The 15,522-nt window shown below is 67.0% G+C and carries 14 protein-coding genes; 6 read left to right on the forward strand and 8 right to left on the reverse strand.

All coding sequences use genetic code 11. The features are described from left to right. Position 1: 1 nt before the first annotated feature. The gene (tssB, locus tag AC07SQ_RS23085) at positions 2 to 517 is read right to left on the reverse strand and encodes a type VI secretion system contractile sheath small subunit (protein ID WP_070062960.1); all 516 of its coding nucleotides are present in this window, start codon (positions 515 to 517) and stop codon (positions 2 to 4) included. Positions 518 to 639: 122 nt separating this feature from the next. Further along, the gene (locus AC07SQ_RS23090) at positions 640 to 1,308 is read right to left on the reverse strand and encodes a tetratricopeptide repeat protein (protein ID WP_495272914.1); all 669 of its coding nucleotides are present in this window, start codon (positions 1,306 to 1,308) and stop codon (positions 640 to 642) included. Between the two features lie 217 nt (positions 1,309 to 1,525). Here AC07SQ_RS23090 and tssJ point away from each other — a divergent pair, with 217 nt between their 5' ends. The 4 genes from tssJ to tssA all read left to right on the forward strand — a co-directional run bounded on the left by tssJ (position 1,526) and on the right by tssA (position 5,543). Beyond that, entirely contained in the window at positions 1,526 to 2,146 is a 621-nt protein-coding gene (gene tssJ / locus AC07SQ_RS23095) for a type VI secretion system lipoprotein TssJ (protein WP_159274861.1), read from the forward strand. Between the two features lie 79 nt (positions 2,147 to 2,225). Next, positions 2,226 to 3,572 carry a type VI secretion system baseplate subunit TssK gene (gene tssK / locus AC07SQ_RS23100; protein ID WP_062481129.1) on the forward strand — a complete coding sequence of 449 codons (1,347 nt, stop codon included), beginning with the start codon at positions 2,226 to 2,228 and terminating at the stop codon, positions 3,570 to 3,572. A gap of 16 nt (positions 3,573 to 3,588) precedes the next feature. Next, positions 3,589 to 4,386, forward strand: a complete 798-nt coding sequence (icmH, locus tag AC07SQ_RS23105; RefSeq protein WP_495272915.1) for a type IVB secretion system protein IcmH/DotU — start codon at positions 3,589 to 3,591, stop codon at positions 4,384 to 4,386. Next, the gene (gene tssA, locus AC07SQ_RS23110) at positions 4,383 to 5,543 is read left to right on the forward strand and encodes a type VI secretion system protein TssA (protein ID WP_495272916.1); all 1,161 of its coding nucleotides are present in this window, start codon (positions 4,383 to 4,385) and stop codon (positions 5,541 to 5,543) included. Before icmH ends, tssA begins: the two co-directional genes overlap by 4 nt. 48 nt (positions 5,544 to 5,591) lie before the next feature. Here the strand turns inward: tssA and AC07SQ_RS23115 are convergent, their stop codons facing one another. The 6 genes from AC07SQ_RS23115 to AC07SQ_RS23140 form a co-directional block, all read right to left on the reverse strand. Then, the gene (locus AC07SQ_RS23115) at positions 5,592 to 6,431 is read right to left on the reverse strand and encodes an OmpA family protein (RefSeq protein WP_495272917.1); all 840 of its coding nucleotides are present in this window, start codon (positions 6,429 to 6,431) and stop codon (positions 5,592 to 5,594) included. A 7-nt stretch (positions 6,432 to 6,438) separates the two neighbouring features. Then, positions 6,439 to 7,422: a type VI secretion system-associated protein TagF gene (gene tagF, locus AC07SQ_RS23120; protein WP_095950376.1), complete on the reverse strand. Its 984-nt coding sequence runs from the start codon at positions 7,420 to 7,422 to the stop codon at positions 6,439 to 6,441. Next, positions 7,419 to 11,285 (reverse strand): type VI secretion system membrane subunit TssM, encoded by a 3,867-nt coding sequence (gene tssM, locus AC07SQ_RS23125; protein ID WP_495272918.1) that lies wholly within the window; start codon positions 11,283 to 11,285, stop codon positions 7,419 to 7,421. Before tssM ends, tagF begins: the two co-directional genes overlap by 4 nt. Positions 11,286 to 11,309: 24 nt before the next feature. Further along, positions 11,310 to 12,782, reverse strand: coding sequence for a hypothetical protein (locus AC07SQ_RS23130; RefSeq protein WP_495272919.1), 1,473 nt, complete (start codon positions 12,780 to 12,782; stop codon positions 11,310 to 11,312). Between the two features lie 102 nt (positions 12,783 to 12,884). Next, positions 12,885 to 13,178 (reverse strand): PAAR domain-containing protein, encoded by a 294-nt coding sequence (locus AC07SQ_RS23135; protein WP_489061284.1) that lies wholly within the window; start codon positions 13,176 to 13,178, stop codon positions 12,885 to 12,887. A gap of 60 nt (positions 13,179 to 13,238) precedes the next feature. After that, the gene (locus AC07SQ_RS23140) at positions 13,239 to 14,081 is read right to left on the reverse strand and encodes a M15 family metallopeptidase (protein ID WP_370681903.1); all 843 of its coding nucleotides are present in this window, start codon (positions 14,079 to 14,081) and stop codon (positions 13,239 to 13,241) included. Between the two features lie 160 nt (positions 14,082 to 14,241). Between AC07SQ_RS23140 and AC07SQ_RS23145 the strand changes: the two genes are divergently transcribed. Together AC07SQ_RS23145 and AC07SQ_RS23150 are read left to right on the forward strand one after the other, a co-directional pair. Continuing rightward, entirely contained in the window at positions 14,242 to 15,069 is an 828-nt protein-coding gene (locus AC07SQ_RS23145) for a hypothetical protein (RefSeq protein ID WP_495272920.1), read from the forward strand. A gap of 25 nt (positions 15,070 to 15,094) precedes the next feature. Further along, positions 15,095 to 15,522: contractile injection system protein, VgrG/Pvc8 family (locus AC07SQ_RS23150; protein WP_495272921.1), on the forward strand; the 428-nt coding region annotated here is incomplete at its 3' end.

The raw sequence follows: 15,522 nt of genomic DNA on the forward strand, positions 1-15,522 counted from the left end.
TTCAGCTTTCGTCCTTCTTGCCGGCGCTCTGTCCCAGGCGCTGGAGTTGCTCGGTGTTGTTCAGCACGTCGGCCAGCAGGTCTTCGAGCTTGCTGTTGCCGGCCATCTTGTTGCGCAGGTCGGCCAGCTTGGTGCGCGCGTCGAGCAGGCGCTTGAGCGGCTCGATCTGCTCGACGACGGCTTCGGGCGAGAAGGCGTCCATCGAGTTGAAGGTGAGGTCGACGCCGAAGCTGCCGCCGCGCCCGTCCAGCTTGTTCGGCACCTGGAAGGCGGCACGCGGGGCCACGCCCTTCATGACGTCGTCCATGTTGTCGCGGTCGATGTTGACGAACTTGCGGTCCTTGAGCTTGGGCTGCTCGACCTCGGACTGGCCCGCCAGGTCGGCGATCACGCCGACGACGAAAGGCAATTCCTTTTTCTCGATGGCGTCACCGAGTTCCACGTCGTACGTGAGTTGCACGCGCGGCGGGCGCACTTTTTGGAGACGCTTCTGCACGCTCTGTCTTTTGGTCGCCATAAGCTTCAATACCTTCGCAATAGGACTGAGAAACGAATTAAAAAGTTGTACGACCTATTTCCAGATCGCACGCCCATTCGTTAATACATTGGTTTAAAAAAACCAATTCAAAAACCGGACAATTACTTGAGTGCGTCAAATGGATTGCCGCCACCCGCGCGCGGGGCGGGCGCGGCAGGTGCCGGGCGCGGCGCGGCGACCGGGGCGGGCCGTGCGGCGGCGACCGGGGTCGGCGCGGCAGCCGATGACAACGAGGGCGCGGGTGCCGGGCTGGGGGCCGCGGCGCGGCGCGTGGGTGCCGGCTTGGCTTCGGGGCCGGCGGGCACCAGGACCGACAGGCCCAGGGTTTCGCGCAGCAGCGCGGCCAGGCGGTAGGCGTCGGCGTTGGCGTCGCCGCTCAGGCTGCTGTCCTTGCCCAGGTCCTCGATGGAGCGGGCCGCCAGGCGCAGGCCGCCCACGGCGGTGATGCTCTTGGCCTGCCGGCTGGAGGGGTCGCGGCGCAGCGACTCCTCGGCGGCCGAGATGGCCAGGCTGTAGCGGCCTTCGTTGAAGTAGATCTGCGCGATGCGCGACCACGGCTCACCGCGGGTCGGGTTGTCGGTGGCGAGTTGCTGGTACTGGCGGATGACGGGCGCCTTGTCGCCGGTGGCGGCTGCCGCGGCGGCATCGACCTCGGCCAGGCTCTTGTTGTAGGCCGCGGTGGCCTGGGCAACGGCCGCGTCCGGCGTGGTGGTACAGGCCGACAAAAAGACGGTGCTCGCAATGGCACCGGCAATCATCGTGCGCGACATGATTTTTCGAATCGACACATTCCCCCCTGATCTGACTTTTTAGCAGGCCGCAATCATTCATTAAATTGCGACCGTTGACAATAACAATACACGATACTACAGCCGCGTGGATGGCAAATGACGGGGGCGGATTAATGCTAATTTCCTAATCGAAAGTCATTTTCGAAATCGGTTAATCCTATTTGGTCCATCGAAATATTGTTACGACTCGCTTTTAATGAAAATATTAATTACATCTGGCGCGCTGCTGGCCGCGTTGATGCTCGGCGGGTGCAGCTCGCCGGCCCTCACGATCGCCAACATCGCGCTCGAGGCGAGCGGACTGAAGAAGCCCGAGCTGCCCGAGTCGCAAAAGCCCCCGCGCAAGGTGACGATGTCGATCGCCGCGGGCAAGAACCTCAACGCCGACGGCCGCAACCGCCCGCTGTCCGTGGTGATGCGCATCTACAAGCTGAAGGAAACGACGGGCTTCTACCAGTCGTCCTTCGACGCCTTCGTCACGCCGGGACGCGACAAGACGCAGCTGGGCGACGACCTCGTCGAGACCCGCGAGATCACGCTCATTCCCGACCAGCAATACACCTGGACCGAGATGGTTCCGCGCACCGCCAACGCGGTGGCCGTGGTGGTGCTGTTCCACTCGCCCGATGCGCAGCGCTGGCGCTTCGCCTTCAACGCCGCGGACGCCGAAAAAACCGGCATCGTGATGGGCGCGCATGCCTGCGCGCTCACCGTCACGACAGGCGCGGTGGTGGGCCAGCAGAACGCACAAGGCGCGGCCCCCACGGGCGCGCTCAACCTGTTGGGGCCGGTGACTTGCCGGCCCTCGCCCGCCTGATCTGCAGCGACGGCGGGGCCGTTCAAGTCGACACGACGATGCGATACATTCAAAAAAAATTGTGGGGAGTTGATCCGACGTGAGCTATGCAGCCAAGGTCCTCTGGGGAGAGGGCTTGTTTCTACGCCCCCAGCATTTCCAGCGCCAAGACGCGTACCACGAGGCGCGCCTGCGCGCCACGGCGCAGACGCTGCATCCGTACTTCTGGGGCGTGCGCTCCATCAGCTTCGACCTCGATGCGCTGGCCAGCGGCATGCTGCGCGCCTCGCAGCTGTCGCTGGTGTTCCCCGACGGTGAACCCTACGCGGCGCCACAGGCCGACGCGCTGCCTCCGCCCATCTCGCTGGACACGCTGAGCCCGGGCCAGAACGAGATCACCTTCTACCTCGTGCTGCACCCGGTGAAGGAGCTCGGCAAGAACTACACCGACCCCAACGAGGAAGGCTTTGCCGCGCGCTACACCAGCGACGCGACGCAGTCGCTCGACCTGTACACCAACGCCGTGAGCGCCGAGGTGGTGTTCCTGCGCAAGAGCGTGAAGCTCCTGGCCGACACCGAGCCGCGCGAGCAGTTCGTGTCGATCCCGGTGATCCGCATCCGCCGCACCGCCGCGGGCGGCTTCGAGATCGACCGCAGCTTCGTGCCGCCGTGCACCAGCATCGACGCCTCGCCCACCGTGTTCCAGCAGCTGCGCCGGCTGCTCGACGTGCTGCAGGCCAAGGTCAATTCGCTGTACGGCATCCACCGCGAGCCGAGCAAGAACATCATCGAGTTCCGCTCGGGCGACATCGCCTCGTTCTGGCTGCTGCACACGGCCAACTCGGCGTTCGCCTCGCTCTCGCACCTGTTCCATCACCCGTCGCTGCACCCGGAGCGGCTGTTCCAGGAACTGCTGAGCCTGGCCGGCGCGCTGATGACGTTCGCCAAGACCTACTCGCTGAACGACCTGCCGGTGTACGACCACGAAAAGCCCGGCCCGGCCTTCGCCGAGCTCGACCGCATCGTGCGCGACCTGCTCGACACCGTCATCTCCACGCGCTACTTCGCCATTGCGCTCACCGAGACGCGCAACGCCTTCTACCTGGGGCGCCTCGATTCCGGAAAGATCGACGAGAAGACCGTGTTCTACATGTCGGTCACCGCCAGCATGCCGGCCGCCGAGCTGGCCGAGGTGGTGCCGCAGCGTTTCAAGATCGGCGCGCCCGAAGACGTCGACAAGCTGGTGCTCTCGGCCATGCCGGGCGTGCGCATCGTCTACGCGCCGCAGGTGCCGCCGGCCATTCCGATCCGCGCGGGCGCCTGCTACTTCTCCATCGACAGCAAGAGCCAGCTGTACGACCGCATGCTGCAGGCGCAGAGCGTCACCATCTATGCGCCGGCCGGCATCCCCGACATGCAACTCGAACTGATCGCCGTGACCGGCTGATCACCCGCCCGATCGTATGAACACCACCACCCTCAACAAGGCCCCTTCCCTGCTGGGTGCCGATGCGCCGCCCGCCTCGTTCACGCCGGCCGGCGTGGCGCCCGACGCCGACTCGAGCCTGCTCGACCTGCTGTACGACGGCTTCGTGATGCTGTTCCTGCTGAAGAAGAAACAGCAGCCGGCCACCACCGAGCAGTTCCTCACGGGCATCCGCAACTACCTGAGCGAGTTCGAGCGCAACGCGCGCAAGCTCGACGCCACGGCCGAGCAGATCCACGCGGCCAAGTACGCCTTCTGCGCCACGGTCGACGAGTTCGTGCTCTCGGCGCCCGAGTTCGCCATCCGCTCCGAATGGGAGCGCCGGCCGCTGCAGCTCACGCTGTTCGGCGACCAGCTGGCGGGCGAGAACTTCTTCAACATGCTCGAGGTCGAGCGGGCCCACGGCGCCGCGCGCATCCAGACGCTCGAGGTGTTCTACATGTGCCTGCTGCTGGGCTTCCAGGGCAAGTACGCCATCGACGGCACCGAGAAGCTGGCCTACCTCACGGCCCGCGTGGGCGACGAGATCGCCAACGCGCGCGGCAAGCGCACGCCCTTCGCGCCGCACTGGCCGCTGCCCGACCTCATCTCGCACTCGCTCAAGCGCGAGGCGCCGCAGTGGGTGGTGGCCGCGCTGTTCGCGCTCATCGGGTTGCTGGGCTTCATCGGCCTGTCGGCGCACCTGGGCAGCACCACGCAGGGTGCGCTCGCGAGCTACCAGGACATCGTGAAGCTCGGCCCGCGCCAGGCCAACCTGACGATCTCGCTGCCATGACCACGGCCGCGACGAACCGCCTCGACCTCGCGGCCCTGCTGGCCCCGATCTCGGAGGCCAAGCCCTGCGGCGAGGACATGCTGTTCTCGCGCGAGTTCGACGCCATCCAGGAAGCGCGCAAGCACGACGATCCCTCGCTCGAACAGGGCGAATGGGTCATCGAGCTGAAGGAGGCCAACTGGCCCTTCGTGATTTCGGAGTGCGAGAAGCTGCTGCGCGCGTCCACCAAGGACCTGCGGCTGGGCGTGTGGCTCACCGACGCGCTGGCCAGCCAGCGCGGCTTCGAGGGGCTGGCCGACGGCTACCGCCTGCTCAGCGGCCTGTGCCGCCAGTACTGGGACGAACTGCATCCGCAGCCCGAGGGCGGCGACATCGAGATGCGCATCGGCACCGTCACCTGGCTGATCTCGCGCTCGGTCGAGCTGCTGCAGCGCGCGCCCATCGTGAGCGACGGCCACACCGGCCACAGCGCGCTGGTGTGGGAGACCGCGCTGGCGCTCGACCAGGCCATCCGCCGCACGCCGGCGCAGGCCGACGAGCTGCAGCGCAACAAGGTGACGCTCGAGCAGTTCGACCGCCTGCGCCGCGCCACGCCCGCGAAGTTCCTGCAGAAGACGCACCGTGACGTGCAGGCCTGCGAGCAGGCGCTGGCCGAATTCGAGGCCGTGTTCGACGAACGCACCGCCTCCAACGGCCCGAGCTTTCGCGCCGCGAAGGACGCGGCCGCCGCCATCCGCCAGGCCGTCGAGCGCTTCGCGCGCGAGGCCGGCGTGCCGATCGACAACGGCGCGGCGCAGCAAGCCACCGCCGCTGCACCGGCCGCCAGCGCACCGGCTGCCCCGACCCGCATCGAACCCGTCTTCGACGCCGCCATGCCCCATTCATCTCCCACCTACCACGCGGCGGTGCATGTGCCCGCCGCGCTGCCACCCGGCATCCACAGCCGCGCGCAGGCCATCGCGCAGCTCAAGGAAGTGGCAGCGTATTTCGAGCAGACCGAGCCCTCGAGCCCGGCCGCCTACATGGCGAACAAGGCCGCGCGCTGGGCCGACATGCCGCTGCATGCCTGGCTGCGCAACGTGATCAAGAACGAGCAGGAGCTGGCGCAGCTGGTGGACCTGCTCGATCTGCCCAAGGGCGACGACGAGTCGCGTTGACTGCGCGCTGAGCGACAGAAAAAAGGCCCGCGTTGCGGGCCTTTTTCTTTAGCGTCCCACCCGGAACTCGATGCGCCGGTTGCGCGAACGCCCCTCGTCGGTCGCGTTGCTCGCCACCGGCTGGTCCGGGCCCACGCCCGAGGTCGTGAGCGTCATCGGGTCGATGCCCTTGCCCACCAGGTAGCCCTTGACCGATTCGGCACGCGACTGGCTCAGCGCCAGGTTCGACGTGCGGTTGCCGGCGTTGTCGGTGTGGCCCACCACCGCCACCGACTTGTTCGTGAGCTTCTGCAGGATCGGCGCCATCTCGTCGAGGATGGCGCGGCCCTTGCCCGTGAGCGTGGCGCTGCCCAGTTCGAACTCGATGGTGCGGTTGCCCAGCACCTGGTCGACCGCGATCTGCTCCGACGCGGGCACGCGCAGGCTGTTCTTGATGGTGTAGGTCGGGTTGAGCGAGTTCGCCATGTCGCTCACGATCTTCTGGCGCAGCGCCTCGTTGCCGACCTCGCCGCTGAGCGCCATCTGCGTGCCCTCGATCTGGAGCTGGCCGCGGTGGATGTCCTTGAGCGAGGGCGTGATCAGCCGCTGCACGTTGGCGCTCCAGTTGGCCGGCATGCTGACGGTGTTCACCACCTCGATCTTGTCGATCACGCCGCTGGGCCCGTAGACGCGGCGCAGCGCCTCGATGACGGCGATGCGCGTGGCTTCGTCGGGCACCTGCCCGCCAGCCACGACCGGCTCGCCCTTGCCGACGGCCGCGGGCGTGGTCTCGACGCGCGCGGCGGTGGCGCCTGCGGCGGGTTGTTGTGGTTGCTGGGCCTGCACGGCCGGCACGAGCGCGAGCCCGCAGGCCATGGACAGCACGAGAACGCGCAAAGAACAATTCATGACCGTGTCATTCCCCGATGAAGACTTCGCGAAAGGCGGTGAGCACGATGTCCAGCGGCAGCTGCGGCTGGTCGAGGTAGCTCACCAGCTTGAACATCGCGTAGTTGCTGTGGATGGTGTCCTCGACCCACTCCGGGTTGTCGATGTCGATGTTGTGCTCGGTGTAGACCTGCGGATGCAGCACGCTTTGCAGGCTGCGCGGCGACAGGCCGTTGAAGCCGATCACCAGCCGCGACCGGCCGTCGATCTCGGTGACCAGCAGCACCAGCTCGAAGTCGGCCTTGGCCAGAAACTGCGACACCATCTCGAGCCAGAAGGTGGCGATCAGCGAGCGATCGACCGGGTCGCGCGGCAGCGGCAGCGTGAGCCCCTTTTCCAGGTGCGACACCGCGCTGGCCATCACCGGCTGCAGCAGCAGGCCCAGCGCCAGGATGGCGCGGCGCAGCGACACCTTGTGGCCGTCGAAGTTGAGCATCTGCTCGATGCGCAGCAGGCTGGTGTCGCGCGTGAACGCCGCATAGGTGGCGCGCGAGGCCGACTTCTTGAAGCCCGTCTCGATGGCCGGGTCGATGGCCTCGAACTTCTTCAGCTCGTTGTCCAGGTCGGTGCCGGCCGCCAGCGACTGCACCTGCACCGCCATGCGGTCCCAGTAGGGGCCGATGAGCATCGGCGCGCCGCGCATGAAGTCGAGCGCCTCGTCCACGTCCACCGAGGTGGCCGCCAGGAACGGGTAGCGGCGCGACGACTCGTCGCGGCTGGGGCGCACGTGCCCCGCAATGGCGACGCGGCTGCGCGAGCCCAGGCACACGAAGTGCATCGGCGCCGCGTTGTCGTAGATCAGCTTCCAGCGCGGGTCTTCCGACAGCATCTCCATGGTCTGCGACAGCCAGTGGTCGAACACCTTGATGAGCTGCGGGTTGTACAGGCCCTTCACGAAGTCGCCGCGTCCGGGCAACTTGCCGAAGTAGCACAGCTGTTGTGGCGCGCTCATTTGCCTGCTCCCCCTGCCTGCACCGGCGTCTGGGCCGGTGCCTGAACCGCTGCGGGTGCTGCTGCGCGCGGCACACCGATCTCCGCGACCGTCGACGGCAGCACCGTGCCGCGCAGGCCCTTGCCCTGCGGCGAATCGCCGCCCGAACCGGCCGACTGCGTGTTCTGGATCACGCGCAGCTTGACGGTCACGCTCGCGTTGTCGCGCGCCCACGTGAGCTCGAAGCTGCCGTCGGGCAACTTGGTGCGCTGCGCCGTGCTGAGCAGGCGCTCCAGGCCGAAGTTGCCCGGCTCGTTGATCAGCTCGACCGTGCGCCCGTCGAAGGTGACGGCGGTGATCTTCGCGCCCGGCGTGCCCTGTGCGTTGGGCCAGACGAAGTTGGACCACTGCGGCGGCGTGTTGCGGTAGCGCAGCTGCTGGCCGTCGATCTCGACCATGTATTCCGTCAGGCCCGACACGGGCTGCGGCAGGATCTGGAACAGCGTCTGCGGCTGCGCGCTGCCGCCGGCCCCGGCCGCGGCACCACCCGACAGCGGCGCCACCCACTGCGCGAAGCCGTTCACGAAATCGGGGCTCAGCGTGAGGCCCTGGTCGCCCCAGGCGCGCGGCGACAGCAGGTCGCCGCGGCGGATCACCAGCGAGCCCAGCGTGGTCGTCACGAACTTGCCGATGGCGCCTTCAGGCCCGAAGAACTGCGCGATTTCCGCCGGCGAAGCCTCGATCTTCGCGCTCGCCGAGAACGGGTACTTGGTGGCCAGCGACTGCTGGAACGGCTGGTGCACCTGCGCGCTCCAGATCTTGTTGACCTCCACCGCCGTCGGCTGCACCGTCACCGCGTAGGCCTGCAGCAGCGGCCGCACGAGCAGCGGGCGCAGCGCCTGGCGCTGCGCGGCGTCCATGCCGGTGAGCATCTGCTCGTCGACGTACTTGAGCGCGTCGGCCAGCTCGGAGCCGTTGCCTTCCAGCGTCTGCTGCATGAGCTGGCGCGCGCCCGGACCGGGGTCGCCCTGGTTCTTGATCTGGTTGAAGCGCCCGCGCAGCTTGGACAACGTGCCCAGGTAGCCGCGCAGCAGCGAGGTGTTGTCGCGCTCGACCACCAGGCGCGCCACGCCCGCGAACTCGCGCCCGATCGGGCCCATCGGGATTTCCGTGGCGCCGCCGTTGAGGTCGACGTTCACGTTCACCTGCGACGGCGTGGCGCGGCTGAAGAGGCGCTTGAACCAGTTGAAGGCGCCGGTGCGCGCCTGCTGCAGGCCGGCGTTGACCAGCGAGGGGTTGTCCCACGAGGTCTGGTCGTACACGGTGTCGAAGACCTTGCGGATCGGCGAGTTCTGCGGATCGCCCAGCTGGTTCATCGCCACCACGGCCTGCTCGAAGCTGCCCATGTCCTTCACCGCGATGCCCTGCAGGAAGCGCTGCCACTCCTTGGCGTACTCCAGCTTGTACATGGTGGCCAGCGTCTTGCGGATCTGCTCCGGGCTGCCTTCGAGCGTCAGGTCGTCGTTGCCGGCGACGTTGAGCACCCAGTCCTTGCTGGAGGTTTCCTTGTTCGCGGCGTCGCGGATCGCATCGTCGACGTACTGCTGCCAGGCCTCGCGCGTGAACGCGCCCGAGATGGCGACGCTGCCGGCAAGGGTGCCTTCGGCTTCGGCGCTGCTGGCCGTGGCCCCGAGGATGCGCGCCACGGTCATCGGCGCGAAGCGCGTGGAGGCGCGCGCCTTGATCTCGGCGTACACGCGTTCGCGCGCCGGCATGCCGCGCACCACGCGGCGCAGGTTGTCGCGCGTCTGCTCGACCAGCGCCAGGTTGGTGTCGGCCAGCGCGGGCCAGTTGTCGTCGCCCACGCGGCGCAGGTAGAAGGTGATCATGCGCTCGGCATCGCGGATGACCGCCGCGCGCGGCATGTCGCCACGGTTGCTCTCGAGCCAGCCGCGCCAGAAGCGCGAGATCTGGTCGGTGAGGTGCGCCGTTTCCACCTGCCGCTTGTCGGACAGCATGAGGTAGGTCTTGAGCGCGTTGTAGGCGTCCTGCACATCGGCCGGCGAGGAGCCGGCATACAGGCCGCCGCCTTCCGGCGCTGCGGCGGGTGCCGTGGTGGTCGTGGCACCTGCGACCGGCAACGGCGCGGGCGCCGTGCCGCCCGTCAGTGCGGCCACCGCGTCGGCGCGCTTCAGGCGGTCGGGGTGCGCGTTCACCTCGCGCAGGAAGGCCTGCAGGTTGTCCGACACCGGCGCGAGCATGAGCTGCTTCACGCCGCCGTAGTACTCGGCCACCAGCTTGTCCTCGAGCTGATTGCCCTGGTACAGGCCCAGCGACAGCGACAGCGGCCGGTCGTTGCGGAATTTCTCGAGCTGCTCGATGCGGTCCTGCAGGATGCCCAGCGCCTCGAAGCGCGTGCGCAGGCCGTTGTCGCTGGCCTGCAGCTTGACCACCTTGTCGAGGTCGGCCTGCACGTTCTCCACCAGCTGGCGGTTGCCGAGGTACGACCAGGTCCAGCCGCCGAGCAGGAGGCCCAGCACGGCGACGAAGGCGAAGAAGCTCACGTAGCGCACGCGCGCCTTCACGGGGCTGGAGAACTGCCGCACCGTCCTCTTGTCGGCAAAGATCACCTTGGAGAACAGGTCGCGCAGGAAGAACCCGTTCTGCGAATAGATTTCCTTGGACTTGGTGGCCGCGTTGCTCAGCGTGAGACCGAAGCGCTTGGCGATGCGCTCGGTCGACAGGCTGCGCATCGTGCCCTCTTGCAAGGCGCTGGTGAAGTAGAAGCCGCGGAACACCGGCTTGTGCTGGAAGGGGTTGCTCTCGAACAGCGTGGCCAGGAAGGCGCGCAGCGCGGGCTTGATGGCCGCGAACTCGAGCGGAAAGATCAGCAACTCGGGCGACGGGTCGCTGCTGCGGTGGTTCGCGAAGTGCGAGACGCTGATTTCCTTCAGGCCCATGTAGAGCTCGTCGAAGCGCTTGTCGAACAGCGCCACGGCGTCCTGCTTCTCGTCGCCGTCGTAAGGCAGCGAGGCGCCCCACACGCGGTCGCGCTCCATCTTGTCGCTGTCGCCGAAGAACTCGGCAAAGCCGGTGATCAGGTCGGCCTTGGTGAACATCACGTACACCGGCGCGAACACCTCGAGCCGCTCGGTGAGTTCCTGCATGCGCTGGCGCAGGTTCTTGGCGAGCTGGATCGCGAAGTCGGGTCGGCTGCCGATCAGCTCGGGAATGCTGGCCGTGATGATGATGCCGTTGATGGGCGCCTTCGGCCGGTACTTCTTGAGCAGGTCGAGGAAGCCGAACCACTCCTTGCGGTCTTCCTGGTGAATCGAGTAACGCCCCGCCGTGTCGAGCACGATGCCTTCGGTGGTGAAGAACCAGTCGCAGTTGCGCGTGCCGCCGATGCCCTGGATCACCGCGTTGCCCTTGTCGGCGAACGGGAACTGCAGGCCCGAGTTCAGGATGGCGCTGCTCTTGCCCGCGGCCGGGTTGCCGATGACCATGTACCAGGGCAGCTCGTACAGTGCCTCGCTGCCCGACATCTGGCCGATCTTCGAGGTCTTGATGGTCTTGACCGCCTCGACCATGCGCCCGCGCAGCTCGTCGATCTCGGCCTTGCGCTCGGGGTCGCTGTCGCGCACGGCGGCATCGGCCTGGTCCTCGAGCATGTCGCCGAGCTTGCGGTTGGCCGCGCGCGTGCGCATGCGCCGCACGAACCACACGAGCAGCCACAACAGCAGCAGCACCACGAAGATGCCGACGGCCCAGATCGCGCCGACCTCGAGCGTCTGCGCCCCGAGCAGCAGGAACGCGCCGAGCGCGATGGCGCCGATCACCGACAAGGTGCGCGGATCGGCCAGGAAACTGAAGAATCGCCGCATAGAAGTTTCTGGAATCGGTCCTGTTTAAGTAGCGGGTGACGCGGGGCTCGCCGGGCCAGCCAGGAGGGCCGTCCGCGCGAGCGCGTCCTGCACGGAAATGGCGAGCACATGCCGTGCATCGCGCGCGGCCAGGTGGCACGCGAGCACGACGGCGCTCATGTCGGCCGCGGCCCCCAGGTGACCCAGGGTGGCGCAGACGGAGAGGTTGTTTTCGAAGGGCACGTGCGGCAGCCGCTCCTGCACAAGCTTGGCCACTTCGGTGACGCGGCTGGTGCGGTGGTCGGCGTCGCTCACGACCCAGTCGACCTGGGCGGTCTCGAGAGCCGACGTAGCCATCAGATGTTGGGCGAAGCGATCGAGCAGGCTGGCATCGGGCGTGCGTGCCGTGTCGGCCGAGGCCTCGCGCTGGCCGCTTGCGCTGCGCGACAGGCGCACGGCCTCGGCCGGTGCCAGCAGTGCATCGCCGGCGCGCACGAGCAGCAGGCCCGCGGCGGCTTCGCCGGGCACGCGGCCCTTGCGGCGCGTGGCGGTGTACAGCAGGCCGTCGGCCTCCCAGCGCGCGATGCTGGCTTCAGACACCGAGGAGTCGGCCGCCAGCGCGATCCACAGCGCGGGCCTTTGCTCGCGATGCAGCGACAGGCTGATGCGGTCGAGCAGCGCCATGGCCGACACGCCGTCTTCGCTCTTGAAGCAGTCGACGAGCCAGCGCTGCGAGGCATCGCCCTCGCGCACGCGCTGCTGCACCCACTGCGTGGCGATCGCGCGTTCGCTCTCGCTCCATGCACCCGGCAACAGCAGCGAGAGGTTCAGCTGCGGCGCCGCCGCCGGCCCCGGGATGACGCCGCCGCTGGACACGAAGCGCCCGGGCGCGCGCACCGCGAGCGCATCGCCCGCGTTGGCGATCGCCTCGGCCGCGGAACCCAGCAGCTCCTGCAGCACGTCGGACATCAGGTGGATGGCGCGCAGCCGGTCGTCGGGCAGCGCGTCGATATCGAAAGCTTCGCCAGCGGGTTGCAGGCTTTCGCGCAGGTGCTCGCGCAGCTCGTTCTCGTCGATGCCATCGACGCGGCCCGCGATGACGGGGAAGCCTTCGCCGTCACGCAGTTCGGGAACGAGCTCGGGCGTCTGCGCCTGGCCGATCGCCGTGGCCACCGTGTCGGCATCGCTGCCGCGCGGCGTGCGAAGGGCGAAGGCGAGCACGGCCATCTGCAGGCGCTCCTGCGAAGCCTCGGTTGCTACGGCATTCGATGAGGCCGCGGCGCCTGCGGCCACTGTCGCCCCAGTTACGGGCAACGCGGCAGCGGGCGCGGCCGTGAAGATGCGGCGCAGCACCACATAGAAGAGCATCAGCGCGAGCGGCAGCACCACGAGGTAGAGCACGATGTCGCTCGTGCTCGGCATGCGCGCCGTGTACTGCCAGTAGACGATCACGAGCACCCACACCGTGATGAACACGGCGCAGGCCAGGAGCACGGGCTTGATCAGTCGCGACAGCATCCGGGGTTTTCGAACGCTTGCGTCACGCAATGGCGATGGCAGCGGCCCACGCGGTCGCGTGACCGCATGCCATGCCTGCAGCCGAAGAAGGAGACACCGCCGTCATTCGGACGCGGAAGCGATCTGGCTGGACAGCAGCCTGCAACCGCAGGCCGCCCGGTCGCCGTGGCGCGCCACGCGACGGCCATCGATCGACACGCATTCGCTGCCCGTCACGATGGGGTTGATGCCATGGCCGGGCCGCGGGCACGACACCATGTCGCCGATGCGCGCCACGCGCCGTTCATCGATGTGCGTGTTTTCGGATGCGGTGATCACGAAGCCACCGTGGTCGGTCTTGTCATGCAGAACGATCCACGGGCGGTCGTTGTCCGCCTCGGGTTGATCCTCACCCATTTGAACTCTCCCCCTTGATTGCCTCGTGGTGTGCCGGTGCGACAGATGTCGTCTCGGCATTCAGTTGCGTGACAATTTAAATCCCGGCTTGCGGTACTCCACGTGACCGTAGTCCCTGAAGGACCATCGACCACCCCAGACCAAGCCCACGGACTCGGCCGCTTCGCCATAGAGGCGATAGCCTTCCATGGCCCATGGATCTTTTTCAGAGATCACCAGCTTGCCATTGCGATAGAACGCGTTGTCTGCCGCAAGTCCATACTGATGATAGCTTTGATTGGCCTTCGCCATGGTCACTGTATTGCCCAATGCAGCGAGTTTGGCTTGTCGTTCGGGGCTGCGATAACCCTCGAGCAATGCGAGGTCGTAGCCGTGCTTTTCTTTCATGATCTTGTAGACGAGCAGCAAACGATTACGAAAGTCCACATCGAGAACAGCCCAGTCCCGACTGCCTTCTTTCGTGAGCGGACGAATCTGCTCGACCTCTGCGGTGGCAAACACCTCGGGCGGCAACGGCTGTGGCGGCACCAGCTGCTCGCCCTTGAGCAAGGCCTCGATCTTCGGGTCGCTTGTGGCGGCCCAGTCGTCGAAGAACAGAACCCGGCCACTTCCGAAAGTCACACTTAACAACACCGGCACGATAAGCAGGCCCATGCCCGACAGCAATAGATAGCGATGCCTTACGGCAAAAGTACGCACTCCTGAGCCGCTGTCGCGCATCAACTGAAAACTTGCTTCGGACACAAAACCAAGACGGCGTCCTATTCCAATAAAAAAGAATGCAATAGCAGTAGAAATGGAGACCGTCGCTCGCAACACACGGTCACGAAAAGAAGGGAACAAGAAGATGGCAAGTGCTGCCACCATCAAGGCAAAATAACAAAAGAGAGTGAAGAAGATCAACGGTGTTCAATGAGAGCCACTCAATTGTATGAGTCGCTTAAAAATTTGAACCCATCGCACGCAGCACCTTGTTGCATCCCAATTGCGATATCGCGTTGATCACGCCACATAAAGCCGAGGGGAGAAATCACATGCCCGCAGCCAGCCGGACCACCCATCCATGATGGGCGCGCCAGACGCCCACAAGGACCGACCGAGCCTGCTCGGTTCGAACGCACCCACCGCGGCCACATCGACCGCCGCACCCGGAGGCGAATCCACGCGGGTGCTCGCACAGTTCGGTGGCCGCGAGAGCGGCGCGCGCTCCTTCTTCGCACGGCCCGGCGTGTGGGCTTCGCTCGCAGTGCTGCTCGGTGCGGCGGGTGCCACGACCTACCACCTGCAATCGAAGCGCGCGGATGCGGCAGCCACGACCGTGGCGGCAGCAACGCCTGCGCCGGTTGCAGCGCCTGTCGCCAAGGAACCACCGAAGCCCGACGCGCCCGTTGCAGCCGCGGCACCGGAGCCCACGCCCGCACGCATCATCGAAGGCGACAGCACGCCGCCGCCGGCACCACAGCAGCAACAGCAACAACCACAGGCCTCCACGCCGTTCGCAGCCATCGGTGCGCAGCCCATGGCCGTGCCGCCGGCCGCGAAGCCTGCGCGCGTTGCGGCGGCCTCCCCCGCAAAGAAGGCAGGCGCCGACAGCAAGGCCAGCGCCGTTGCTGCAAAGAAACCGGAGCGCATCGCGTCGGGCTCGAAGAAGCCCGTGCGCACGGCCGCGAACGGCAAGCCGGTCAAGACCGCTGCCAACACCAGCAAGGTAACGAAGCCCGCCGCGCGCACCGACCTCGCGCAGACGGCAGCACGGCCGAAGGGGCCCGATCCCGACACCGATCTGCTGACCGCGCTGCTCAAGCGCAGCAAGACCTCCGACCCCGCACCGTCGGCGCAGGCCACTGCCGCAACGGCGGACTGCAAACCGGGCGCACCTTGCAAGCCTTGAGCATCCGAACCTGAGCGAATTCCCGATGCCTTCCGCTGACCGCAGCGCCCTGTGGGCCGAGCTGAGCCAGACGGCGCGGCTGTATCGCCTCGAAGCGCCGAGTGCTTCGTCGTCCTCCAACAGTGCCGCCCGCGAGAGCATCGACGCCCTGCGCGTGGAAGGCTGGGTGCAGCGCGAGGCGGTGTCGCAGTTGTTCGAGTTGCGCATCGTGTGCCTGAGCCTGCGTGCGGACTTGGCGCTTTCTTCGCTGATCGACCAGCCGCTGACGTTGGTCACCGTGCTGGCCGACGGCTCCGTGGGCCGACGCACCGGCCTGATCCGCGCCGTCGAATCGCTGGGCGCCGACGGCGGCCTGGCCCGCTACCGCCTGACGCTCGTGCCCTGGCTCTGGCTGGCCACCCAGCAAGGGCGCAGCCAGGTCTTCCAGCAACGCAGCGTCGCCGACATCATCGA

It is taken from the genome of Variovorax sp. GW821-FHT06D12, assembly GCF_059419205.1.